This window comes from Streptomyces sp. NBC_01320 (assembly GCF_035974375.1).
Lineage (GTDB): Bacteria > Actinomycetota > Actinomycetes > Streptomycetales > Streptomycetaceae > Streptomyces > Streptomyces yanii.
In genome coordinates this window covers 4,478,757-4,501,917 of record NZ_CP108390.1, presented here as the reverse complement: position 1 = coordinate 4,501,917, position 23,161 = coordinate 4,478,757, and the positions used below count along the sequence as shown (strand labels likewise).

The 23,161-nt window shown below is 70.8% G+C and carries 17 protein-coding genes; 12 read left to right on the top strand and 5 right to left on the bottom strand.

Going from position 1 to position 23,161, the window contains the following annotated elements:
* The first annotated feature begins 29 nt into the window (after window positions 1–29).
* The 5 genes from OG395_RS20260 (at window position 30) to OG395_RS20240 (ending at window position 7,260) form a co-directional block, all read left to right on the top strand.
* Window positions 30–2,249 (top strand): MMPL family transporter, encoded by a 2,220-nt coding sequence (locus OG395_RS20260; RefSeq protein WP_327244213.1) that lies wholly within the window; start codon window positions 30–32, stop codon window positions 2,247–2,249.
* A 21-nt stretch (window positions 2,250–2,270) separates the two neighbouring features.
* The gene (locus OG395_RS20255; protein WP_327244212.1) at window positions 2,271–2,825 is read left to right on the top strand and encodes a GNAT family N-acetyltransferase; all 555 of its coding nucleotides are present in this window, start codon (window positions 2,271–2,273) and stop codon (window positions 2,823–2,825) included.
* Between the two features lie 99 nt (window positions 2,826–2,924).
* Window positions 2,925–3,581 carry a hypothetical protein gene (locus tag OG395_RS20250; protein ID WP_327244211.1) on the top strand — a complete coding sequence of 219 codons (657 nt, stop codon included), beginning with the start codon at window positions 2,925–2,927 and terminating at the stop codon, window positions 3,579–3,581.
* Between the two features lie 312 nt (window positions 3,582–3,893).
* Complete coding sequence (locus OG395_RS20245) at window positions 3,894–4,067, top strand: hypothetical protein (protein ID WP_327244210.1); 174 nt, start codon at window positions 3,894–3,896, stop codon at window positions 4,065–4,067.
* 58 nt (window positions 4,068–4,125) lie between these two features.
* Window positions 4,126–7,260, top strand: a complete 3,135-nt coding sequence (locus tag OG395_RS20240; protein ID WP_327249395.1) for a helix-turn-helix transcriptional regulator — start codon at window positions 4,126–4,128, stop codon at window positions 7,258–7,260.
* A gap of 61 nt (window positions 7,261–7,321) precedes the next feature.
* Here the strand turns inward: OG395_RS20240 and OG395_RS20235 are convergent, their stop codons facing one another.
* From OG395_RS20235 to OG395_RS20225, 3 genes are all read right to left on the bottom strand, one after another.
* Window positions 7,322–7,573, bottom strand: a complete 252-nt coding sequence (locus OG395_RS20235) for a DUF6191 domain-containing protein (RefSeq protein ID WP_327244209.1) — start codon at window positions 7,571–7,573, stop codon at window positions 7,322–7,324.
* 30 nt (window positions 7,574–7,603) lie between these two features.
* A complete protein-coding gene (locus OG395_RS20230) occupies window positions 7,604–8,842 on the bottom strand; it encodes a PQQ-dependent sugar dehydrogenase (RefSeq protein WP_442818578.1) in 1,239 nt (412 codons plus the stop codon).
* A gap of 114 nt (window positions 8,843–8,956) precedes the next feature.
* The gene (locus OG395_RS20225; RefSeq protein ID WP_327249393.1) at window positions 8,957–9,913 is read right to left on the bottom strand and encodes an aldo/keto reductase; all 957 of its coding nucleotides are present in this window, start codon (window positions 9,911–9,913) and stop codon (window positions 8,957–8,959) included.
* Window positions 9,914–10,067: 154 nt separating this feature from the next.
* Between OG395_RS20225 and OG395_RS20220 the strand changes: the two genes are divergently transcribed.
* The 6 genes from OG395_RS20220 (at window position 10,068) to serA (ending at window position 19,721) form a co-directional block, all read left to right on the top strand.
* Window positions 10,068–11,018: a 2-hydroxyacid dehydrogenase gene (locus OG395_RS20220; RefSeq protein WP_327244208.1), complete on the top strand. Its 951-nt coding sequence runs from the start codon at window positions 10,068–10,070 to the stop codon at window positions 11,016–11,018.
* 285 nt (window positions 11,019–11,303) lie between these two features.
* Window positions 11,304–14,141, top strand: coding sequence for a putative bifunctional diguanylate cyclase/phosphodiesterase (locus OG395_RS20215; protein WP_327244207.1), 2,838 nt, complete (start codon window positions 11,304–11,306; stop codon window positions 14,139–14,141).
* 206 nt (window positions 14,142–14,347) lie between these two features.
* On the top strand, window positions 14,348–16,204 hold the full coding sequence (locus tag OG395_RS20210; protein WP_327244206.1) for an acetolactate synthase large subunit: 1,857 nt from the start codon (window positions 14,348–14,350) through the stop codon (window positions 16,202–16,204).
* Between the two features lie 22 nt (window positions 16,205–16,226).
* A complete protein-coding gene (gene ilvN, locus OG395_RS20205) occupies window positions 16,227–16,754 on the top strand; it encodes an acetolactate synthase small subunit (RefSeq protein ID WP_266981212.1) in 528 nt (175 codons plus the stop codon).
* A gap of 102 nt (window positions 16,755–16,856) precedes the next feature.
* Entirely contained in the window at window positions 16,857–17,858 is a 1,002-nt protein-coding gene (ilvC, locus tag OG395_RS20200) for a ketol-acid reductoisomerase (RefSeq protein ID WP_266981210.1), read from the top strand.
* A 270-nt stretch (window positions 17,859–18,128) separates the two neighbouring features.
* Window positions 18,129–19,721 carry a phosphoglycerate dehydrogenase gene (gene serA / locus OG395_RS20195; RefSeq protein ID WP_327244205.1) on the top strand — a complete coding sequence of 531 codons (1,593 nt, stop codon included), beginning with the start codon at window positions 18,129–18,131 and terminating at the stop codon, window positions 19,719–19,721.
* A gap of 284 nt (window positions 19,722–20,005) precedes the next feature.
* On the opposite strand, the gene pdxR is transcribed toward serA, so the two are convergent.
* Window positions 20,006–21,430, bottom strand: coding sequence for a MocR-like pyridoxine biosynthesis transcription factor PdxR (gene pdxR, locus OG395_RS20190; protein WP_327244204.1), 1,425 nt, complete (start codon window positions 21,428–21,430; stop codon window positions 20,006–20,008).
* 47 nt (window positions 21,431–21,477) lie between these two features.
* Here pdxR and OG395_RS20185 point away from each other — a divergent pair, with 47 nt between their 5' ends.
* The gene (locus tag OG395_RS20185) at window positions 21,478–21,960 is read left to right on the top strand and encodes a carboxymuconolactone decarboxylase family protein (protein WP_327244203.1); all 483 of its coding nucleotides are present in this window, start codon (window positions 21,478–21,480) and stop codon (window positions 21,958–21,960) included.
* A 13-nt stretch (window positions 21,961–21,973) separates the two neighbouring features.
* On the opposite strand, the gene OG395_RS20180 is transcribed toward OG395_RS20185, so the two are convergent.
* Window positions 21,974–23,122: a PucR family transcriptional regulator gene (locus tag OG395_RS20180; protein WP_327244202.1), complete on the bottom strand. Its 1,149-nt coding sequence runs from the start codon at window positions 23,120–23,122 to the stop codon at window positions 21,974–21,976.
* Between the last annotated feature and the right edge of the window lie 39 nt (window positions 23,123–23,161).

The window sequence follows — 23,161 nt, the reverse complement described above, 5'->3', positions numbered from 1 at the left end:
GATCCACGAACCACCAGGGAGCACGTCCGTTGGCTGCCATCGCCCGCTGGTGCGTCAGGCACCGTCTCCTCGCCGTCCTCATCTGGCTGTTCGCCCTCGGCGGCGCGGCCACCGCGGCGGGGTTCGCGGGGTCCGACTACTCCAACAACTACGAGGTGCCCGGCACCGAGTCCGGGCGGGCGACCGAACTGCTGAAGAGCGGATTCACGGACCTCGGCGGTGACACAGACACCGTCGTCTGGCACACCACCGAGTCCACCGTCCGGGCCGCCGACGTCCGGCAGACGATGACCCGGACCCTCCACGCGATCGAGCAACTGCCTGGCGTCGGCGGCGTCACCGGGCCCTACGGAGGCTCCGACGCGGGGCAGATCAGCGCGGACGGACACACCGCCTACGCCACGATCACCTTCGACCAGCAGGCCGACGATATTCCGGTGCAGCAGGCCCAGGCCGTCGTCGACACCGCGAAGGCGGCCGCCGGCGACGGACTCCAGGTGGAGCTGGGCGGCTCCGCCATCGCCCTCACCGAGGCACCGTCCGCCCATCTCAGCGAGGCCATCGGAGTGGTCGTCGCCGCGGTCGTCCTCTTCCTCGCCTTCGGCTCGCTCGCCGCCAGCCTGCTGCCCATCGCCACCGCCCTCGTCTCGGTCGGAACGGCGTACGCGGGCATCGTGCTGCTCGGGCACCTGATGACCGTCGCCGACTTCGCTCCCATGCTCGGCATGCTGATAGGCCTTGGCGTCGGCATCGACTACGCGCTGTTCATCGTGACCCGGCACCGCAGAGGACTGCGGCGCGGCATGTCGGTCGCCGAGGCGGCGCGGAACGCCGTCGCGACGACCGGGCGCGCCGTCGTCTTCGCCGGAGCCACCGTCTGCATCGCACTGCTCGGCATGCTCATCCTGCGGCTCGGGTTCCTCAACGGCGTCGCGATCGCCGCCTCGCTCACCGTGGTGCTGACCGTGGCCGCCTCGGTGACCCTGCTGCCCGCGCTGCTCTCCTTCATCGGGATGCGGGCGCTGAACCGGCGCGAGCGCAAGCAACTCGCCGAGCACGGACCGCAGCCCGAGCTGCCCACCGGTTTCGCCGCGCGCTGGTCGGCGTTCGTCGAACGCCACCCCAAACTGCTCGGCGCGGTTGCCGCCGTGGTGATGCTCGTCCTCGCACTGCCCACGTTCGCGCTCCACCTCGGCAGCTCCGACCAGGGCAACAACGCCGCGTCGTCCACCACCCGGCAGGCGTACGACCTGCTGGCCGATGGATTCGGGCCCGGCGTCAACGGCCCGCTGACCATCGCCGCGCAGCTCGACGGGGCCGACGACCGGCTCGCGATGGACAGTCTGCCCGCCACCCTCCGGGCCACCGACGGTGTCGCTTCGGTCAGCCCTGTCACGTACAACAACAGCGGCGACGCGGCGTTCGTCACCGTCGTCCCGGCCTCGTCGCCGCAGTCGCGGGAGACCAGCGCACTCGTCGACCGGCTGCGCACGGACGTCCTGCCGCACACCGAGGAGAACACCTCACTGCACGCGTACGTGGGCGGTGCGACGGCCGGCTACGACGACTTCGCCCGGATCATCATCGGCAAACTCCCGCTCTTCGTCGGCGCCGTCATCGGGCTCGGCTGCCTGCTCCTGCTGCTGGCGTTCCGGTCGATCGGCATCCCGCTGAAGGCAGCCGCGATGAACGTGGCCGCCGTCGCCTCCTCCTTCGGCGTCGTCGTCGCGATCTTCCAGTGGGGGTGGGGGAGCGAACTCCTGGAGCTGGGCAGCGCCGGGCCCATCGAACCCTTCCTCCCGGTCATCATGGTCTCCGTGCTCTTCGGCCTCTCCATGGACTACCAGGTGTTCCTCGTCGGCCGGATGTATGAGGAGTGGCTGGAGACCGGCGACAACCGGCGGGCGGTCCGGGTCGGCCTCGCCGAGACCGGCCGGGTGATCAACTCCGCCGCGGTGATCATGATCTCGGTCTTCCTCGCCTTCGTCCTCAGCGGAGACCGAGTCATCGCGATGTTCGGCATCGCACTCGCCGCCGCGGTCGCCCTGGACGCCTTCGTCCTGCGCACCCTGCTGGTTCCCGCCCTGATGCACATGCTGGGCGGCGCCAACTGGTGGCTGCCGCGCCGGCTGGACCGATGGCTTCCGCGTATCAGCATCGAGCCGCCCGACTGCCGGGCCCCGCATGCGAAAATTCTTTCGGCGCGCAGCAGCGAGGACGACGAACCGGCCGCGCAGCGCGTCCACTGACAAGGCAGTTGGAGGAGCACGATGTTCGCGGTATCCCTGGGTGACGACGGTGCGGAACTGCGCCCGCTGGAAGTCTGGCAGGCGGAGGAGTTCCTCGCGCACATCGATCGGGCTCGCGAGCTCGTCGACCCGTGGATCCCGTTCGCGGCCTTCGCCACCGATCTCGGATCGGCGCGCGCCCTGCTGCAGCGGTATGCCGACAAGCAGGCGGCCGACACGGGAAGGCTGTACGGCATCTGGCTGGAGGGCACGCTCGTCGGCGGCGTCCTCTTCCGGATCTTCGACACCGAGTCGGGGAACTGTGAGGTCGGCTGCTGGCTGGAGTCCGCGGGAGAGGGGCGCGGTCTGGTGACCCGGGCGGCGCGGAAGCTGATCGACTGGGCGGTCGAGGAGCGCGGGATGCACCGCGTGGAGTGGGTCGCGTCCTCCGCCAACACCCGCAGTGTCGCGGTCGCGAAGCGGCTCGGCATGACGCGCGACGGGGTGCTCCGCGAGAGCTACCCGTACCGGGGGACGCGGCACGACTCGGAGATCTGGTCCGTGCTGGCACCGGAATGGCGCGCTCAGCGGGGCTGAGACGGGACTGCTGCACGGTGCGGGTCCGCTCCGGGCCGGGCGCCCATGGTGCGAGCTTCTCTCAGAGGGTTCTCATCCGGGCCGCCTAGCGTGCGGCGCATGAACCCCACGACGTCCAAGACCACCGAAGCCCCTACCACCGAGGCACCCGAAGCCGCGGACGCGACATCCGCGACGCTTGTGAAGGGTGCGTCGAACGCCTCCGATGTGTCCGACGAGGCGGGGGGCGAAGCCGAGGGCAGGCGGGCGCCGGGCGACGGCGACGGTCCCGAGCACGACAGCAGCACCGATACCGACTCCGATCCGGACCTCGACTTCGATCCGAAGGACGACGACGTCGACGGGGCGCCGTCGGGGCTCGGCGCGGCCGCCGCTGCCGTCGTCGCCGCCGGCCTCGGCGTCGTCGGCCTCACCGGGGCATGGTCGGGCCGGGTCGCCGCCGAGCGGGAGACCCTGCTGGGCCAGATGAAGACCGCCTCCGGTGGCTCCGTGGCCCAACAGATCTCCGAGATCTACGGCGACGCCTGGCACTCCACCGCCCTCGTCAACGGCCTCTTCGCGCTTCTCGCCCTGCTGGTCGGCGTCTTCGCCCTGGTCCGCCCGGCGTTCGGCGCACCCGCCAAGGACCCGCAGCCCGGCTGGGTCCGCGCCGTGGCGACCGCCGGAATCGCACTCGGTGTCCTCGGCGTACTGATCTCCGTCGGCATGTACTTCGACCTCATCGTCGCCCTGCCGACCGCGAGCGCTGCCGGCTGAGACAGGCGGTCGGGCCTTGGAGGAGGTCGGGCGGGTGATCGGGTCGCCGCGGGGGATGGCCGATCGGGCAGTACGCACCGACCGGCGCTCCTCTAAGGCATCCACCCGGGGGGCCTTGGTCCGGATGCGGCACCTGCCGCCTGTGACTAAGGCCCCCTGTCCCGCAGAGATGCGGAAGTCGCCCGATGTGGCGACACCCCCTGGAAGACGAAAGTAGAGGCACGGCAGAGGACGGGCCCGGCAGAACCGGCCCGTCGCAGCAACTGCCCCTCCACCAAACCCCACCGGGCCGTCGACATCCAGGAGAACCACATGTACGCGTACGACCTCCACAAGATCAGGGAAGCCGAACTCCTGCACCGGGCCGAGCGCGAGCGCGTCCTCCGGCAGGTCCGCCGTGACCGCCGCGCCGCTCGCCGGTCCGGACGCAAGGAGGAAGAGGGGACAGTGAGTTCGCTACGGAACCGGTTCGTCCACGCTGCGTGACGGGCGTGCGATGAGCACCGATTTCCCTCTCGCCGTCACGGTGTCGCACCCATGTGCGATGCTCGGCGACGTGGAGACCAGGTCTGTCAGTCCCGTGTTCGTCGGTCGCGCAGGCGAACTCACCTCACTCACCGGTGCGCTCGTGCGCGCCACCGCCGGACACCCCGACAGCGTCGGGGCGCCCGGCGGAGAACCGCAGGCGCTGCTCATCGGTGGCGAGGCCGGCGTCGGCAAGACGCGGCTGGTCGAGGAATTCCTGATCGAGGCCGGCCGCCGCGACGCAGCCGTCGCCGTCGGCGGCTGCGTGGAGATCGGCGCCGACGGGCTGCCGTACGCCCCGTTCTCCACGGCCCTGCGCGCCCTGCGCCGCACCCTGCCCGACGAGATGGCCGCAGCCTGCGCCGGGCAGGAAGGCGAACTGGCCCGGCTCCTCCCCGAACTCGGCGAGCCCGACCGGGACGCCACCGACGAGCACGGCACCGCACGGCTCTTCGAGCTCACCGCCCGGCTGCTGGAGCGCATCTCCGCGGACCGGCCCGTCGTTCTCATCCTGGAGGACCTGCACTGGGCCGACGCCTCCACCCGCCACCTCCTCGCCTATCTCTTCCGCACGCTGCGCAGCGGCCGCCTCGTCGTCATCGGCACCTACCGGGCCGACGACATCCACCGCCGTCACCCCCTGCGCCCCCTCCTTGCCGAACTCGACCGCCTCCGCACCGTCCGCCGGATCGAACTCGCCCGGTTCAACCGCGCCGAGGTCCGTCGTCAGCTCACCGGCATCCTCGCGGCCACCCCCGAGCCCGCCCTCGTGGACGAGATCTTCGAACGCTCCGACGGCAACGCCTTCTTCGTCGAAGAGCTCGCCTGCAGCCTGGAGTGCGGTGACAGCGCCGGACTCTCCGACTCGCTCCGCGACCTTCTCCTCGTCCGCGTCGAAGCGCTCTCCGAGGATGCCCAGAAGATCGCCCGGGTCATCGCCGAGGGCGGCTCCACCGTGGAGTACGAACTGCTGGCCGCGGTCTGCGGACTGACCGAGGACGAACTCATCGAGGCGCTGCGCGGAGCCGTCGGCGCCAACCTGCTTCTCATCACCGCGGAGGGCAACGGCTACCGCTTCCGGCACTCGCTGGTCCGCGAAGCCGTCAGCGACGACCTGCTGCCCGGCGAACGGTCGCGCCTCAACCGCCGCTACGCCGAGGCGCTGGAGGCCGACCCCACGCTCGTCCGCGCGGGCGAACGCGCGACGCGCCTGGCCAGCTACTGGTACGGCGCCCACGATCCGGCCAAGGCACTCCCCGCCGTTCTGAAGGCCTCCGTCGAGGCCCGCCGCCGCTACGCCTTCACCGAGCAACTCCGGCTGCTGGAACGCGCGATGGAACTGTGGGACGACGTCCCCGACGAGATACGCCGCACCCTGCGCCCCATCGACTACGCAGAGGTCTACCCGGCCTGTGGCTGCGACCCCGAGACCACCCCGCTCCGCTATCTCGATCTGATGGCCGAAGCCACGGTCGCCGCCCGCTTCGGCGGCGAACGCGAACGCGCCCTCGCCATCTCCAAGAAGGCCATACGGGTCCTGGACGACGACCCCGACCCGCTCCGGGCCGCCTGGTTCTGGGTGCAGCGCTCCCGGCTGATGCAGGACCTCACCCGGGGCGACGGCTGGCAGGAACTGGCCATCGCCCAGGACCTGGTCCGTGGCCTGCCCCCGTCCGCCGTCCATGCCGACGTCCTCATGAGCGTGGCCGGATGGGGTGCCCTGCACCGCCCCGGCGCGGAGACGCTCGCCGCGGTCGATCGGGCCGTGGAGTACGCGCAGCTCGTCGGCGACGAGTACATCGAGCTTCACGCCCGGCTCACCCGCGGCTGGCTCACTGCCGATGCGGGCGGTATCGACGAGGGCATCGCCGAGATGTACGCCGTACGCGACCGGGCCGATGAACTCCACCTCGTGGGCATCATGGGCCGCGCCAGCATCAATCTCCCCTCGACGCTCGAAGCCATGGGCCGTTCCCTGGAAGCGGTCGCCGCAGCGGATCACGGCATCGAGGTCTGCCACAGTCACGGTGTCGCCGACATGGAGGTGTGGGTCCGCACCAACCAGGCGACGTCGTACTTCTCCCTCGGCCACTGGGACGAGAGCCGGGCGACCACGGAGGCGGCGGCCCGCACCGCACAGTCCCGCAAGGCGCAGGGCCTCGTGGCCATGCGCCGCACCGAGCTGGCCCTCGCCCGTGGCGACTTCGCCGAGGCCGAGGTCCAGCTCGCGCTCACTCAGCGGCACTTCGGTTCACGCGACCCGCAGCCCCAGCACCTCATCAACCCCGTTCGCCATGCCATGACCCTGGCCGTGCAGCAGGGGCGCCTCCCGGAGGCGCGGGCCGCCTTCGAGGCGCAGGCGGAGCAGGGCTTCCCGCCCGGCACCCAGCGGTACGCGCTTCCACTCCTCCATACCGCCGCCGCGGCGGAGGCGGACGCCCGTGGGCTGCCCGCCACGGAGCCGGGCCGGCCTGCGATTCTCGCCCTCATCCGCAAGCACCTGGGCCAGTTGCCCATGTTCGTCCCGGTCTGGGCCGCGTACGGCCTGCTGATCAACGCCGAGCTGGCCCGGGCGGAGGGCGCCGACACCCCCGAGCACTGGTCCCGCACGGCCGCCGCCTTCGCCCCCCTCGCCCGCCCGTACGAACAGGGCCAGGTCCACCACCGCTGGGCGGAGGCCATCCTCGTCGCCTCCGGTGACCGTGCCACGGCGGCCGGTCTCCTGCGCGACGCCCACAGCATCGCCGAGCGGCTCGGTGCGCGCCCGTTGACCGAGACCATCGAGCTGCTGGCCGGCCGCGCGCGCATCACGCTCGCTCCCTCCCCCGACGACATTCCGGTCGCGGTCACCGTCCCGGCCGAAGCGGGCTCCACGGGCGGGGCCGCGGAGCGGCAGCACTCCGAGGACCAGCTCCAGGACGCGGCCGTCGCGGCCGTGGAGTCGTTCGGGCTGACGAGGCGCGAGCAGGACGTGCACCGGCTTGTCGCTGCGGGGCATACGAACCGGCGGATTGCCGAGGAGCTGTACATCTCGCCCAAGACCGCGAGCGTGCATGTCTCGAACATCCTTGCCAAGCTCGGCGTTTCCAGCCGCGGCGAAGCTGCGGCTCTGGCGCACCGTCTCCGCCTGTACCGGGGCAACGGGGCGTCTTAGAGAAGCTCGGCGGGTCGGTGCGGGGAACGGGTACCCGGGCCGTCCGGTGACCGTTCCGTCCTCAATCGCAGGGCGGGCCTGAGCGACTTGAGGGGGCCTCGGTGTCTTCCGGGTCCTGAAGCGGGGTCGGCGGGAGTGACGGGGTGCCTTCCGGACCGGGGACGCGCACCGTCACCTTTCCCGAGCTCAGGTCTATCGGGCCGCGGGCGGGGTCGCCCGTGCCCAGGTCCACCCGGGTCAGTTCCAGCCGCTTCTGTTCCTCCGCGGCGTGCTTGCGGCCCGGGGCGAAGAGTTCCTCGAAGAAGTTGAACACCGGATCGCACCCTTTCACCTGCTGTCGCCGCTACCGCACCTGGAGCACCAGGACTCTGTCGTCTCCCGGTTTCGGGGTGCCGCGGGTGTCCGTGTTGCTCGTGACCAGCCAGAGTCTGTCGCCGCCCGCGGCGAGCACCGTGCGCAGACGGCCGTACTTCCCTCGCAGGAACGACTGCGGGGCGGCCAGAGGTTCCCTGCCCGGGCTGCCGGACAGCGGAATCCTCCAGAGCCGCTCACCGCGCAGGCCCGCCATCCAGATCGAGCCCCGGGCGAAGGCGATCCCGCTCGGGGATGCCTCGGACGGTCTCCACTGGGCCACGGGATCGACAAAACCCGCCTTGCCCACCTTGCCCTCGTACTTCGGCCAGCCGTAATTCCCGCCGGGCACGATCTGATTCAGCTCGTCCCAGGTGTCCTGCCCGAATTCGGACGCCCACAGCCGTTTCTGCCCGTCCCAGGCCAGACCCTGCACATTGCGGTGCCCGTACGAATACATCAGCGAGCCGGGCACGGGGTTGCCCGGTGCCGGTCTGCCGTCCGGAGTCATCCGCAGGATCTTGCCTGCCAGGGATTTCTTGTCCTGTGAGAGCTCCCTGGTCTGCCCCGTCTCGCCCGTGCCCGCGTACAGCATGCCGTCCGGGCCGAAGGCGATACGGCCGCCGTTGTGGATGTAGCCCTTCGGGATGCCCCGCAGGATCGTGTGCGGTGCACCCAGCTGCCGGCCGGGGTCCCTGCCGGTCCCGTCGTACCGCATGCGGGCGATGCGGTTGTCGGACGCGGTCGTGAAGTACGCGTACAGCAGATGGTCCGTGTCGAACGCCGGGGAGACCGCGATCCCCAGCAACCCGCCCTCTCCGGCGGGCGACACGCCGGGCACCGTGCCCAGCGGTGTCTGCTTTCCCGTGCTGCCGTCGATCCGGGTGATCGTTCTCCTGTCGCGCGAGGACACCAGCAGATCGCCACCCGGCAGCTCCGCCAGCCCCCACGGAGACGCGAGCCCCTCCGTCAGCGTCGACACCACCTTCACCGAGCCCTTCGCCGACGGTGGCGAGGAGGACGACGACGAGGAGGACGGTGAAGAGGGCACCGCGGCGGGTGCGCCCGTGGGGCGGACCTGCGCGTTTTCCGAGTCGTCGTCCGACGAGCACCCCGCGGACAGCAGCAGCGAGCCCACAGCCAGCGCGGCCACGGCAGCGCGGCGCGCGCCCGGGAGGATGCGCGGGTGTCCCGCAGGGGTTCTCGGCGATCCGAATACAGCAATGCGCACAGCACCGGTCCCTTCGACGACTGCCTGACTACTGTTCCTACACCGCAGCCCGGCCCCGGGTTCCGCAAGCCCACGAACTTTTCCGGCAGGTGCCGGACTCGCGCACGCCCGCCCTCAGTCCCACGACCCCCGCGCCCGCGGCAACCGCGCGATCTCGGCCAGATCCCGTGTCGTCAGCTCCAGTCCGGCCGCCCCCGCGTTCTCCACCGCCCACTGCTCCCGCTTCGTGCCCGGCACCGGCACCACATGCGGGCCCTGCCGCAGCACCCAGGCCAGCGCCACCTGGGCCGGAGTCGCCCCGTGCCGCTCGGCGATCCGGCGCAGTCCCACCACCAGCGGCTGGTTCGCTGCCATCATCTCGGCGGTGAACCGCGGATGCCTGGCCCGCAGATCGTCCGGCTCGAAGCCCTGGCCGGGCGTCAGCGTGCCCGTCAGATAGCCGTTCCCCAGCGGCATCGCAGCCAGCAGGCCCACACCCCGCGCCTCGCACCACGGCAGCAGCGCCTCCAGCGCCTCCGGCGACCACACCGAGAGTTCCGCCTGGACCGCGCTCACCGGAAAGACCTGCTGCACCCGTTCCAGCTGCCGAATCGTTCCGTCGTGCATCCCCACCCCCGACCGGCGCGAGGCCCGTGCCCCGACCGCACTCAGCCCGAGCGCCCGCACCTTCCCCGCGGTGACCAGCTCCGCCATCGCCCCCCAGGTCTCCTCCACCGGCACCTCGGGGTCGGCCCGGTGCAGGTGGTACAGATCGATCACATCGGTCTGCAGCCGGCGCAGCGACGCGTCACAGGCCCGGCGCACATAGCCGGGACGGCCATTGGCCACGATGTGCTGATCGCCCACCAGCAGCCCGCACTTGGTGGAGACGAACGCCTCGTCCCGACGCCCCTTCAGCGCCCTGCCGATCAGGAGCTCATTGGTGAAGGGGCCGTACATGTCGGCTGTGTCGAGCAGGTCGGCACCCGCGTCGAGCGCGGCGTGCACCGTCCGCAACGCACGGTCACCACGCTGCTGCGACGCGCTGTACGCCCAGCTCATAGGCATGCAGCCGAGTCCGACCGCACCCACGGCGAGCGCCGCCGCCCCGAGACTCCTGCGCTCCAACTCCCCGAACCCTCCTTGGTACCCCGCCCGGCGAGGCACTCGGCCCCGCCGTCAGGGGGCCGCACCGCACCCAAAAGTAACCTCTGCCGCCCGGCGGGCTTCGCATAGCCTCCTGACCATGACTTCTACAAAGACTCCCGACGTATGGCTGCCGATTCCGGCCGACGAGATCGAAGGACTCCCCCAGGGTCTCAACTACCGCTTCTGGGACGGCGCGCAGGACTTCCCCGCCGATCCCGCGGACTGCGCCTTCTACGTCGTTCCCTACATGAAGGGCCTGGAGATCGCGGTCCGCCCGCTCGCCGGGATGGGGGCCGTGCAGGTCGTGCAGACGCTCTCCGCGGGCATCGACCATGTCCAGCCGGGGCTCGGCCAGTTGCCCGCCGGGGTGCGACTGTGCAACGCCAAGGGTGTCCACGAGGCCTCGACGGCGGAGCTCACCCTCGCCCTGATTCTCGCCTCGCTGCGCGGCTTCCCCGGATTCGTCCACGGACAGGACAAGGAGGAGTGGCGTTCCGGCTTCTACCCGGCGCTCGCGGACAAGTCCGTACTGATCGTGGGGTACGGATCGATCGGCGCCGCCATCGAGGACCGGCTCGTGCCCTTCGAGTGTGCGCGGGTGGCGCGCGTCGCGCGCTCCGCACGGACAACTGCGCGCGGCCCCGTACACACGCTAGACGACCTGCCCGCGCTGCTGCCCGAGGCCGACATCGTCGTTCTGTCCATCCCGCTGAACGCCTCCACACAAGGGCTGGTGGGCGCCGATTTCCTGGCCGCGATGGCGGACGGCGCGCTGCTCGTGAACGTCGCGCGCGGTGGCGTCGTGGACACCAAGGCCCTGCTGGCCGAACTCGAGTCCGGCCGGCTGCGCGCCGCCCTCGATGTCACCGACCCCGAACCGCTGCCCGCCGGCCATCCCCTCTGGCATGCTCCGAACGTCCTGATCACACCTCATGTGGGAGGCAGCACCTCGGCATTCCTGCCGCGTGCCAAGCGCCTGCTGGCCGGCCAGCTCACCCGGTTCGCGGCGGGGGAGCCGGTGCGGAACGTCGTACTCACCACCGGCTGACCACGCTGCGGATCCGTTCCATGGCACACCGTGTCGACAACTCCCCGGATCGTCACGGAGAGTAGAGGCACTATGTCCCTGTGTGACGAGTCTGGTGTATCGTCCCGGATGGGGGGCTGTGTTGTGGAAGGGGCGGCACCGGGGTGGCAGCGGAACGCGAGGGGGGCGACGGGCGATGTACGGCCGATGGACGAACGATCCGACGCGACAGGGCGGTCGCCGGCGACCGCCGGGCCGGCCACCCCGCCGGGCCCGCGCCCATCCGATGACATCGGGAGCACCCCGGTGAGCGCCCCGGCAAGCGCACTCGGGGCGCTCCTCTCCCGGCAGCCGGCCGCCCGCGGGGCCTCGGGGCTGGTCTCACAGCTCCTCCTCGGCCTGGTCTGCGGTGGTTACGCCGTGGGGGCGGCGCTGGGCTGGGGTTCGCCCGAACTGGCACTCGTCATGGGTGACTTCGGCCTCAGCGGTGCCGCCCTGATCGCGGCTGTCTCCTGCTTCCTCTACGCGCGCGCCGCGGAGAACCGCTTCCGGCCCGCCTGGCTGCTGTTCTCGCTCTCCTCGCTGATGGCCGCCGGGGGAAACGCCGTCTGGGGGTGGTACGAGGTCGTGCTCGGGCTCCCGGTGCCCAGCCTGTCCCTCGCCGACGCCTTCTACCTCTGTTTCGCCCCACCCGCGATCGTCGGACTGCTCGTCCTTGCCAAACGCCCCGCCACCCGGGCCGGCTGGGTCTGTCTCGTACTGGACTCCTGGCTGATCGGCGGATCGCTCCTGACTCTGTCCTGGAGCCTCGCCCTCGCCCACGCCGCGCACCTCGCGGACGCCGGGGGGACGAGCGTGGCCCGCGTGGCGCTCTCGCTGGCCTATCCGCTGCTCGACATCGTGCTGGTCTCCATGGTCCTCGCCCTGCACTTCCGGCGGTCCAACGTGAACCGCTCCGCGGTGAACACCGCCGTCGCCGCGCTTGCCCTGACCGTCCTGTCGGACGCGCTGTTCACCTCGCCGCTGCTCCGCCAGACCTACCACTCCGGCCAGTTGCTGGACGCCGGCTGGTTCGCCGGGTCGCTGCTCCTCGCATACGCCCCCTGGAGTACGAACCGGACCTCGGACAACGCTGTCCAACAGCGCCCCGCCGCGCGTGCCACCAGCCGCCCGATCGCCGGTTCGCTGGCCGCCCTGACGCCGTATCTCGCCGCAGCCGTCTGCACCCTCGGCATCCTCTACAACGTCATCGAGGGCCGCAGGCTGGACCGCGTCGTGGTGTTCACCGGCTGCACGGTGGTGCTCGCGCTGGTCGTCCGGCAGGGCATCATGCTCGTCGACAACATCGCCCTCACCCAGGAGCTGGCGCAGAAGGAGAACCACTTCCGCTCCCTGGTCCAGGGCTCCAGCGATGTCATCATGATCGCCGCACCCACCGGCATACTCCGGTACGTCAGCCCCGCCGCCTCCGGGGTGTACGGGCGCGAGGCCGACGACCTGATCGGTGCCGAGCTCGCCTCGATCATTCACCCCGAGGACCTGGGGCGCGTGGTCCACGAGGTGCGGCGGTTCCTGGCCGCACCGCCCAGCGAGGAACCCACCACCCGGATCGAGTGCCGGTTCAGGTCCGGCACCGGTGACTGGCTCAATGTCGAGTCCACCGTCAACCGCCACCAGGGCGGGCTGATCCTCAACAGCCGGGACGTGACCGAACGGGTCCGGCTCCAGGCCCAGCTGCAGCACAACGCCGAGCACGACCCGCTCACCGACCTGCCCAACCGCGCCCTGTTCACCGACCGGGTCCGGCAGGCCCTCGGCGGCCGCCGCTCCGGCGACCCCGGCACCGCGGTGCTCTTCATCGACCTCGATGGCTTCAAGGCGGTCAACGACCGGCTGGGCCACCAGGCGGGCGACGAGCTGCTCATCCAGGCCGCCCGCCGCCTCCAGGAGTCCGTACGGGTGGGGGACACCGCCGCCCGCCTCGGCGGCGACGAGTTCGCGGCGCTGATCCTCGGCGACGGCACCCGTGACCAGTCGGCGCGTGAGTACCAGGTCCACGAGATCGCCGACCGGCTGCGCCTCACGCTCTCCCAGCCCTACCGGATCGGCGGCGGCGAGGTACGGGTCGCCGCCTCCATCGGCGTCGCCTTCGCCGAGCCCGCCATCACCCCCACCGACCTCATGCGCAACGCCGATCTCGCCATGTACCGGGCCAAGGCGGGCGGCAAGGACCGCGTCGAGCTGTACGCTCCACAGATGCAGGCCGACGTGGTACGCCGCTCCGAGCTCGCGGCCCGTCTGGGCACCGCTCTGCGGGACGGCGAGTTCGCCCTGCTTCACCAGCCCGTGATCCATCTCGCCACCGGCAATGTCGCCGCCGTTGCCGCACAGGCCCGCTGGCGCTCCGCCCAGGGCATCCTGTTCACCCCCGCCGAGTTCCTCCGTGTCGCCGAGGACAGCGACCGCACCGCCGAGCTCGGCCGCTGGCTCCTGGAAGAGGCCGTCGAGCAGGCCGCGGACCGGGCCAGGGCCGGGCACCACGTCTCCGTGGCCGTCCGGCTCTCCGCCCGCAGACTGCTGGACAAGGCGATGCCGTTCGGCTCCGTCGAGGCCCTCCTCACCCGCTACAGCCTGCCTTCAGGGGCGCTGATGATCGAAGTCTCCGACAGTGACCCCCGGGTCTCCTTCGACGAGCTCGAACAGCGCCTCGTCGCGCTGCGGCGGCTCGGCGTACGGATCGCGCTCGACGGCTTCGGCAGCGGCTACGCCGCGATCAACGCGCTGCGCCGGCTCCCCATCGACGTCCTGAAACTGGACCGCGGACTCGTCGAGGGCGTCGTGGAATCGGCCCGGCTGCACAAGATCACCAGTGGGCTGCTGAGGATCGCCTGCGACCTCGGTCTGCAGTCCGTCGCCGACGGTGTCGACGTACCGGAGCAGGTCCTCGCGCTGCGTGCCATGGGCTGTACGCACGGGCAGGGAATGGCCTTCTCGGGGCCGCTGGACGAGTACCGGCTGCGCCGCGCGCTGGCCCGCGGCGAGTTCCCGGTGCCCGGTGGTCCGGTTGCTCAGCCCGTCCTGGCAGGCGGCTCGGTCCCGCTCCTCCGCGGCTCACATGGTGAGACGCCCATCCCACCCACTTGACACGTTGGGCGCGTCGGAGAGAGGGTCAATGCCATGCGCACCCGAATTCTCGTACTTGGAAAGCGCGTCGGCTGAAGCAGAGTCCCTCGTTGACACTCTGCAGACCACACCGGCGCGCTCCCCTCGCTTGCCTCACGGCACGAGGGGTTTTTTGTTGCACCGGCACACCCCAAAACCCCGCAAAAACCCTCAGCTTCGAGAAGAGAATGCCGATGACCGAGCAGGCCACCGGGGCCCACCATCCCCAGCCGCGGGCCCGTAGCGGCGGATCGTCCCCCGCCACCGTTGAGCACGTCACGGGTGCGCAGTCCCTCATCCGGTCTCTTGAGGAGGTGGGGGCCGACACGGTATTCGGCATTCCCGGCGGCGCCATCCTTCCGGCGTACGACCCGATGATGGACTCCAGCCGGGTCCGTCACGTGCTGGTCCGCCATGAGCAGGGCGCGGGCCACGCCGCCACCGGCTACGCGCAGGCCACCGGCAAGGTCGGTGTCTGCATGGCCACCTCGGGCCCCGGCGCCACCAACCTGGTCACCCCGATCGCCGACGCGCACATGGACTCCGTCCCGCTGGTCGCGATCACCGGCCAGGTCGCCTCGAAGGCGATCGGTACGGACGCCTTCCAGGAGGCCGACATCTGCGGCATCACGATGCCGGTCACCAAGCACAACTTCCTGGTCACCCGCGCCGAGGACATCCCGCACACGATCGCCGAGGCCTTCCACATCGCCTCCACCGGCCGTCCGGGCCCCGTCCTCGTCGACATCGCCAAGGACGCCCTGCAGGCACAGACCACGTTCAGCTGGCCGCCGACCCAGGACCTGCCCGGCTACCGCCCGGTCACCAAGCCGCACGCCAAGCAGATCCGCGAGGCCGCCCGGCTCATCACCCAGGCCAAGCGTCCTGTGCTGTACGTCGGCGGCGGCGTCATGAAGGCCGGCGCCACCGCCGAACTGAAAGTGCTCGCCGAGCTCACCGGAGCGCCCGTCACCACCACCCTGATGGCGCTCGGTTCGTTCCCCGACAGCCACCCGCTGCACGTGGGAATGCCGGGCATGCACGGTGCGGTCACCGCTGTCACCGCGCTGCAGAAGGCCGACCTGATCGTCGCCCTCGGAGCCCGTTTCGACGACCGCGTCACCGGCAAGCTGGACAGTTTCGCCCCGTACGCAAAGATCGTCCACGCCGACATCGACCCGGCGGAGATCGGCAAGAACCGCGCCGCCGACGTGCCGATCGTCGGTGACGCCCGCGAGGTCATCGCCGACCTCGTCCAGGCGGTCCAGGCCGAGCACACCGACGGTCACGTCGGCGACTACTCCGCCTGGTGGAAGGACCTCAACCGCTGGCGCGAGACCTACCCGGTCGGCTACGACCTGCCGGAGGACGGCAGCCTCTCGCCGCAGCAGGTCATCCAGCGCATCGGTGAGCTCGCTCCCGAGGACACGATCTTCGCGGCGGGCGTCGGTCAGCACCAGATGTGGGCCTCGCACTTCATCCAGTACGAGAAGCCCGCCACCTGGCTGAACTCCGGCGGCGCCGGAACGATGGGCTACGCGGTCCCGGCCGCGATGGGCGCGAAGGCCGGCATGCCGGACCGTACGGTCTGGGCGATCGACGGCGACGGCTGCTTCCAGATGACCAATCAGGAACTGACCACCTGCGCGCTCAACAACATCCCGATCAAGGTCGCGATCATCAACAACGGCGCGCTCGGGATGGTCCGCCAGTGGCAGACCCTGTTCTACAACCAGCGGTACTCCAACACCGTTCTGCACTCCGGCGCCGACACCGAGGGCACCCCGGCGAAGGGCACCCGGGTCCCGGACTTCGTCAAGCTGTCCGAGGCCATGGGCTGCTACGCGATCCGCTGTGAGGACCCGGCCGACCTGGACAAGGTCATCGCCGAGGCCAACTCCATCAACGACCGCCCCGTCGTGATCGACTTCATCGTCCACGAGGACGCCATGGTCTGGCCGATGGTCGCCGCCGGCACCTCCAACGACGAGGTCATGGCCGCCCGCGGTGTCCGCCCCGACTTCGGCGACAACGAAGACGACTGAGAGACAGAGAGAGACCGACTCCATGTCCAGCAAGCACACGCTCTCCGTCCTGGTCGAGAACAAGCCCGGTGTCCTCGCCCGGATCACGGCCCTGTTCTCCCGCCGCGGCTTCAATATCGACTCACTCGCGGTCGGTACCACCGAGCATCCCGACATCTCCCGCATCACCATCGTCGTGAATGTCGAGGACCTGCCGCTCGAGCAGGTGACCAAGCAGCTCAACAAGCTGGTCAACGTACTGAAGATCGTCGAACTCGAGCCCTCCGCTGCGATCCAGCGTGAGCTCGTCCTGGTGAAGGTCCGCGCCGACAACGAGACCCGCTCCCAGATCGTCGAGATCGTTCAGCTGTTCCGCGCCAAGACCGTGGACGTCTCTCCGGAGGCCGTCACGATCGAGGCGACCGGCGGCGCCGACAAGCTGGAGGCCATGCTCAAGATGCTGGAGCAGTACGGCATCAAGGAGCTCGTCCAGTCCGGCACCATCGCCATAGGGCGCGGCGCGCGCTCGATCACCGACCGTTCCTTGCGCGCACTCGACCGTACGGCCTAGCCGCCACCCCCCTCGCCGCTCGTATGGCGAGACCCGAAAACGTTTCTGACGCACCCCGCCGTACGGTGGGACGCAACACCTGCACACCAAGGAGAAGACCCAGTGGCCGAGCTGTTCTACGACGACGATGCCGACCTGTCCATCATCCAGGGCCGCAAGGTCGCGGTCATCGGCTACGGCAGCCAGGGCCACGCCCACGCGCTGTCGCTGCGTGACTCGGGTGTCGACGTCCGTGTGGGTCTGCACGAGGGCTCCAAGTCCAAGGCCAAGGCCGAGGAGCAGGGCCTGCGCGTGGTGACCCCGTCGGAGGCCGCCGCCGAGGCCGACGTCATCATGATCCTCGTCCCGGACCCGATCCAGGCCCAGGTCTACGAGGAGTCCATCAAGGACAACCTCAAGGACGGCGACGCGCTGTTCTTCGGCCACGGTCTGAACATCCGGTTCGACTTCATCAAGCCGCCGGCCAACGTCGACGTCTGCATGGTCGCTCCGAAGGGCCCGGGCCACCTGGTCCGCCGTCAGTACGAGGAGGGCCGCGGCGTTCCCTGCATCGTGGCCGTCGAGCAGGACGCCTCGGGCAACGGCCTGGCGCTCGCCCTCTCGTACGCGAAGGGCATCGGCGGTACCCGCGCCGGCGTCATCAAGACGACCTTCACCGAGGAGACCGAGACCGACCTGTTCGGTGAGCAGGCCGTCCTCTGCGGTGGCACCGCCGCTCTGGTCAAGGCCGGATTCGAGACCCTGACCGAGGCCGGCTACCAGCCGGAGATCGCGTACTTCGAGTGCCTCCACGAGCTGAAGCTCATCGTCGACCTCATGTACGAGGGCGGCCTGGAGAAGATGCGCTGGTCCATCTCGGAGACCGCCGAGTGGGGCGACTACGTCACCGGCCCGCGGATCATCACGGACGCCACCAAGGCCGAGATGAAGAAGGTCCTCGGCGAGATCCAGGACGGCACCTTCGCCAAGAACTGGATGGCCGAGTACCACAACGGTCTGCCCAAGTACAACGAGTACAAGAAGGCCGACAGCGACCACCTGCTGGAGACCACCGGCCGTGAGCTGCGCAAGCTCATGAGCTGGGTCAACGACGAGGACGCGTAAGTCCTTCGCCGCGGGGCGGGTCTTCGGACCCGCCCCGCGGCGTATCCATCGCAACACCGCTGGAAGGAGCGGCGTCGTACGTGTGTACAAGTCGTCCAGCCCCGTGTGGGTGATCCTTCCAACGGGGCGCAGAATGCGCCCTCGCGCATGACTACACTTCTCCACATACACGCGTCAGGCCCACAGTGTCGTGCGTCTTCCACGCGGCAAGCACCTCCACCGCCTGCGGCCGTCGGGACGGCCGTCCGCACTGGACCTGTGAGGACTCACGTGAGCTCGAAACCTGTCGTACTCATCGCTGAAGAGCTGTCGCCTGCCACGGTTGACGCCCTGGGCCCGGACTTCGACATCCGGCACTGCAACGGCGCGGACCGCGCCGAACTCCTCCCCGCGATCGCCGATGTCGACGCCATCCTGGTGCGTTCCGCCACCAAGGTCGACGCCGAGGCCATCGCCGCCGCGAAGAAGCTGAAGGTCGTCGCCCGCGCGGGCGTCGGTCTGGACAATGTCGACGTGTCCGCGGCCACCAAGGCCGGCGTGATGGTCGTCAACGCCCCGACCTCCAACATCGTCACCGCCGCCGAGCTGGCCTGCGGTCTGCTGGTCGCCACCGCGCGCAACATCCCCCAGGCCAACACCGCCCTCAAGAACGGCGAGTGGAAGCGCTCCAAGTACACCGGCGTCGAGCTGAGCGAGAAGACCCTCGGTGTCGTCGGTCTCGGCCGCATCGGTGTCCTGGTCGCGCAGCGCATGTCGGCCTTCGGTATGAAGATCGTCGCGTACGACCCCTACGTGCAGCCGGCCCGCGCCGCGCAGATGGGCGTCAAGCTCCTCGCGCTGGACGAGCTGCTCCAAGTCTCCGACTTCATCACCGTGCACCTGCCCAAGACCCCCGAGACGCTCGGCCTGATCGGCGACGAGGCGCTGCACAAGGTGAAGCCCTCGGTGCGGATCGTCAACGCCGCGCGCGGTGGCATCGTCGACGAGGAGGCGCTCGCCTCCGCCCTCAAGGAGGGCCGCGTCGCCGGCGCCGGTCTGGACGTGTACACGAAGGAGCCCTGCACGGACTCCCCGCTGTTCCAGTTCGACCAGGTCGTCTGCACCCCGCACCTGGGCGCCTCCACCGACGAGGCCCAGGAGAAGGCGGGCATCGCGGTCGCCAAGTCGGTGCGCCTCGCGCTGGCCGGTGAGCTCGTGCCGGACGCGGTCAATGTCCAGGGCGGCGTCATCGCCGAGGACGTACGTCCTGGTCTGCCCCTCGCCGAGAAGCTCGGCCGTATCTTCACCGCGCTCGCGGGAGAGGTCGCGGCCCGCCTCGACGTCGAGGTGTACGGCGAGATCACCCAGCACGACGTGAAGGTGCTCGAGCTCTCCGCGCTCAAGGGTGTCTTCGAGGACGTCGTCGACGAGACCGTGTCGTACGTCAACGCCCCGCTCTTCGCCCAGGAGCGCGGTGTCGAGGTCCGCCTCACCACCAGCTCCGAGTCGCCGGACCACCGCAATGTGGTGACCGTCCGCGGCACGCTCGCCGACGGCGAGGAGGTCGCGGTCTCCGGCACGCTGGCCGGACCCAAGCACCTCCAGAAGATCGTCGCGATCGGTGAGCACGACGTGGACCTGGCGCTCGCCGACCACATGGTCGTCCTGAGCTACGAGGACCGTCCCGGCGTCGTCGGCACGGTCGGCAAGATCCTCGGCGAGGCCGGGCTGAACATCGCGGGCATGCAGGTCTCGCGCGCGGCCGCGGGCGGCGAGGCGCTGGTCGTGCTCACCGTCGACGACAACGTCCCGCAGACCGTCCTCAGCGAGATCGCTGAGGAGATCGGCGCGACCTCGGCCCGTTCGGTGAACCTCACCGACTGATTCCGCCGCTTTCCCAGTCGCACCCGGCATACGGGCGCCCTGAACGGACGTCTGCATGCCGGGTGCGCTGCTGTCGTGGGGCGTCGTGAGAGTCTGCCCGAAGACGCCGAGCGCTGCCTGCTGGAGAAGGGGTCCGGGCGGACGACGGCGCGCGCCGTCGAGGAGACCGCGCCGTCGCCGCAGGATCTGACGGACGGCCTCAGGACGATCACCGGAGGCCGCCCAGGCACCACTGAATGCCGGGCCGGGCCGCACGGGCCCGGCCCGGACATGCGCGGGCCCGGTCAGACGGAGGGCGGTGGCAGGGCCCGGCACAGCGCCTCCAGAGCCGCGCCGTACGCATGGTCCGGCGGCGTCGCATAGCCCACGACCAGGCCGTCCTCGGCGGGCATCGTGGCGGCCGGGTGCCGGAAGTCGGCGAGCGGGTCCAGAGCGAGCCCCTGCCAGGCCGCGGCCTTGACGGTGGAGCGCTCGGTGCCGGGAGGCAGCCGCAGCACGGCGTGCAGACCTGCCGCGATGCCGGTGGGCGCGATGTGTGGGGCGTGTTCGGAGAGGGCGGCGACCAGCTGGTCGCGGCGGCGCCGGTAGCGCTGCCGCATCCGGCGGATGTGGCGGTCGTAGTGGCCGGACTCGATGAACTCGGCGAGCGCGAGCTGGTCCAGGACGCTCGCCCAGCCCTCGCGTTCGCCCTTGGCGGCCAGTACGGCGTCGACGAGCTGCCCGGGAAGCACCATCCAGCCCAGCCGGACCGCGGGGGAGAGGCTCTTGCTGACGGAGCCGAGGTGGACGACCCGGTCCGGGTCGAGTCCCTGGAGGGCGCCGACCGGTTCGCGGTCGTAGCGGAACTCCCCGTCGTAGTCGTCCTCCAGGACCAGTCCGCCGCGGGTACGCGCCCAGTCGACGGTGGCCGTGCGCCGCTTCGGGTGCAGTGGCCCACCCGTCGGGAACTGGTGGGCCGGGGTGAGCAGCACACTCCGCACGCCCGGCAGGCCGGTCAACTCGCCGGTGCGTGCCCCGTGTTCGTCGAGCGCCAGCGGGACCGTACGCACCGAGGCGGCAGCCAGCAGGGAGCGGTGGAAACCGAGCCCGTACGACTCCACCGCCAGCGGTCCGCGCAGCACCCCGCCGCCGAACAGCAGCCGCAGCGCGTGCGCGAAGCCGGAGCAGATCACGATCCGTTCGGGCACACAGCGCACCCCTCGGGCGCGCGCCAGATAGTCGGCCAGCGCCCGGCGCAGCTCGATCCGGCCCTGCGGATCACCGGGCCCGAAGGCGTCGTTCGGTGCCGCGTTCACGGCGCGGCGGGAGGCGGCAAGCCAGGGTGTACGGGGGAAGGAGCCCGCGTCGGGCTGGCCCTGCCGGAGGTTGTGCACGGGAGGGGCCGGGCGGGTCGGCGCCCTCTTCGGCACCCGGGCCGGGGCGACCGGGGCAGCGCGGTGCGCGACCCGGGTGCCGGAGCCCTGCCGGGCGGTCAGCCAGCCCTCGGCGACCAGCTCGGCATAGGCGTCGGCAACGGTGTTGCGGGCCAGGCCGAGGTCGGCGGCGAGCGAGCGGTAGGGCGGCAGCCGGGTGCCCGGGGCCAGCCTGCCCTCCCGTACGGCGTCCCGCAGCGCACGGATGAGAACGGTCCGGCGACTGCCGGGACCGGTCAGCTCCAACAGAAGGTCGCTACCGATCCGCTCCGCCGAATTGACCCATGATTCCGCCATGAAAATGCACCCTACGTGAGGTCGCCCGACTCCGTAGCGTAGTGGCCATGACGAACAACGACGCAGTCACCCGCACCCCTCGGATCAACTTCGCCAAGGCCGCGCCGAAGGCGTTCAAGGCCCTCATCGGCTTCGACGCCGCCGCCCGCCAGGACCTGGACCCCGCACTCGTCGAGCTGGTCCAGATCAGGTCCTCCCAGCTCAACGGGTGCGCGTACTGCCTCCATATGCACACCACGGACGCCCGCAAGGCCGGTGAGAGCGAGGAGCGGCTGCACCTGGTCGCCGTCTGGCCGGAGGCCGCGCACTTCTTCACGGAGAAGGAGCAGGCGGCGCTCGCCCTCACCGAGGCCGTCACCCTGGTCTCCAGGGGTGGCGTCCCGGACGACGTCTACGCCCGCGCGGCCGCGCACTTCGAGGAGGCCGAACTGGCCGGGCTGCTCGCCCTGATCTTCACGATCAACACCTGGAACCGCATCGCGCTGAGCACTGCCAAGGTGGCCGGCACGGACGAGCGGGTGGCGCACTGAGCGCGGCCGGAGCTCAGAGCCGGGCACCCTTCAGCGCCATGTGCAGCAGCAGCCGGTCCTCCCCGTCGTTGAGGTCCAGGCCGGTGAGCTGCTCGACCCGGGACAGCCGGTAGTAGAGCGTCTGACGGTGGATGCCCAGCTCGGCCGCCGTTCGGCTCGCCTGGCCCGCGCAGTCGAGGAACACCTCGGCCGTGCGGGCCAGCTCCGCGTGGGGCGGGGTGAGCAGCGTCCGGACGGTGAGGTCCGGGGCGGTGTCCGTGGCCGGCGGGAGGGCGGTCAGCAGACGGTACGGGCCGATGCCGGACCATTCGGCGACCGGGCCGAGGCGGGACTCCGCGGCCGCCGCGCGGGCTGCGGCCGCGGCCTCGTGCCAGGCCGCGGCCAGCTCCGGCAGGCCTCGTCGGGGGACTCCGATTCCGGCGGTCGCCGTGTGGCCCGCAGCGGTCCGCAGCCGGTCCGCGGCCGTCACAGCAGGGTCGAGCACGTCGGATGAGCGCAGCCGGACCAGCGCTGCCAGCGACAGGGTGTCCGCCCGCGCCGGTGACGGGACGGTGGACAGCGCCGCAGCCGACGGCACCGTACGGGCCGATGGCATATCGTCCGGCCACGGCGTCACACAGACCACCGTGTGCAGGCCGTCCGCGTCCGGGCCCAGCGCCTCCCGGAGCGCGGCGACCGCCATGTCGCGCTGCCAGCCCCGCCCGGCGGTGAGCACCGCGCCGAACTCCCGTGACAGGTCCGTGCCGGCCCGTGCCTCCTCGGAGAGCAGCGCCCCGATCCGGGCCGCCACGTCCATCGCCGCGGTCAGCTGTTCGTCGGTCGGCCCGGGGTCCGCGTCGAGCAGCCATACGTAACCGAGCACGACACCCCGATGGCGTACCGGCAGACAGATCCGGCCCCGGAACACACCCGCCTCCGGGGCGGCCGGGATCCGGACCGGGCCGGTGGCGCGGGCGATGCCGAAGCCCTCGAACCACGCGCGGACCGCCGGGGTGGAGCGGCGGGTCAGGATCGACCGGGTGCGGACCGGATCCATCGCCGTGTCGTCGTCGCTGTCGTGCGCCCCGAAGGCGACCAGACCGAAGTCCCGGTTCTCCAGCGTGGCGGGGACGCCGAGCAGCGCGGAGATCTCGTCGACCAGCTCCTGGTAATCGCCCTTCACCCGGCCATTCTCGCACCCCCTTCAGACATATGTCTGAGA

Bases quoted from the DNA above. Each gene is read 5' to 3' on its own strand.
- OG395_RS20210 (WP_327244206.1), top strand. From the start codon at position 14,348: ATGCCGATGACCGAGCAGGCCACCGGGGCCCACCATCCCCAGCCGCGG.
- OG395_RS20240 (WP_327249395.1), top strand. From the start codon at position 4,126: ATGCTCGGCGACGTGGAGACCAGGTCTGTCAGTCCCGTGTTCGTCGGT.
- OG395_RS20255 (WP_327244212.1), top strand. From the start codon at position 2,271: ATGTTCGCGGTATCCCTGGGTGACGACGGTGCGGAACTGCGCCCGCTG.
- OG395_RS20220 (WP_327244208.1), top strand. From the start codon at position 10,068: ATGACTTCTACAAAGACTCCCGACGTATGGCTGCCGATTCCGGCCGAC.
- OG395_RS20250 (WP_327244211.1), top strand. From the start codon at position 2,925: ATGAACCCCACGACGTCCAAGACCACCGAAGCCCCTACCACCGAGGCA.
- ilvN (WP_266981212.1), top strand. From the start codon at position 16,227: ATGTCCAGCAAGCACACGCTCTCCGTCCTGGTCGAGAACAAGCCCGGT.
- OG395_RS20245 (WP_327244210.1), top strand. From the start codon at position 3,894: ATGTACGCGTACGACCTCCACAAGATCAGGGAAGCCGAACTCCTGCAC.
- OG395_RS20185 (WP_327244203.1), top strand. From the start codon at position 21,478: ATGACGAACAACGACGCAGTCACCCGCACCCCTCGGATCAACTTCGCC.
- pdxR (WP_327244204.1), bottom strand. From the start codon at position 21,430: ATGGCGGAATCATGGGTCAATTCGGCGGAGCGGATCGGTAGCGACCTT.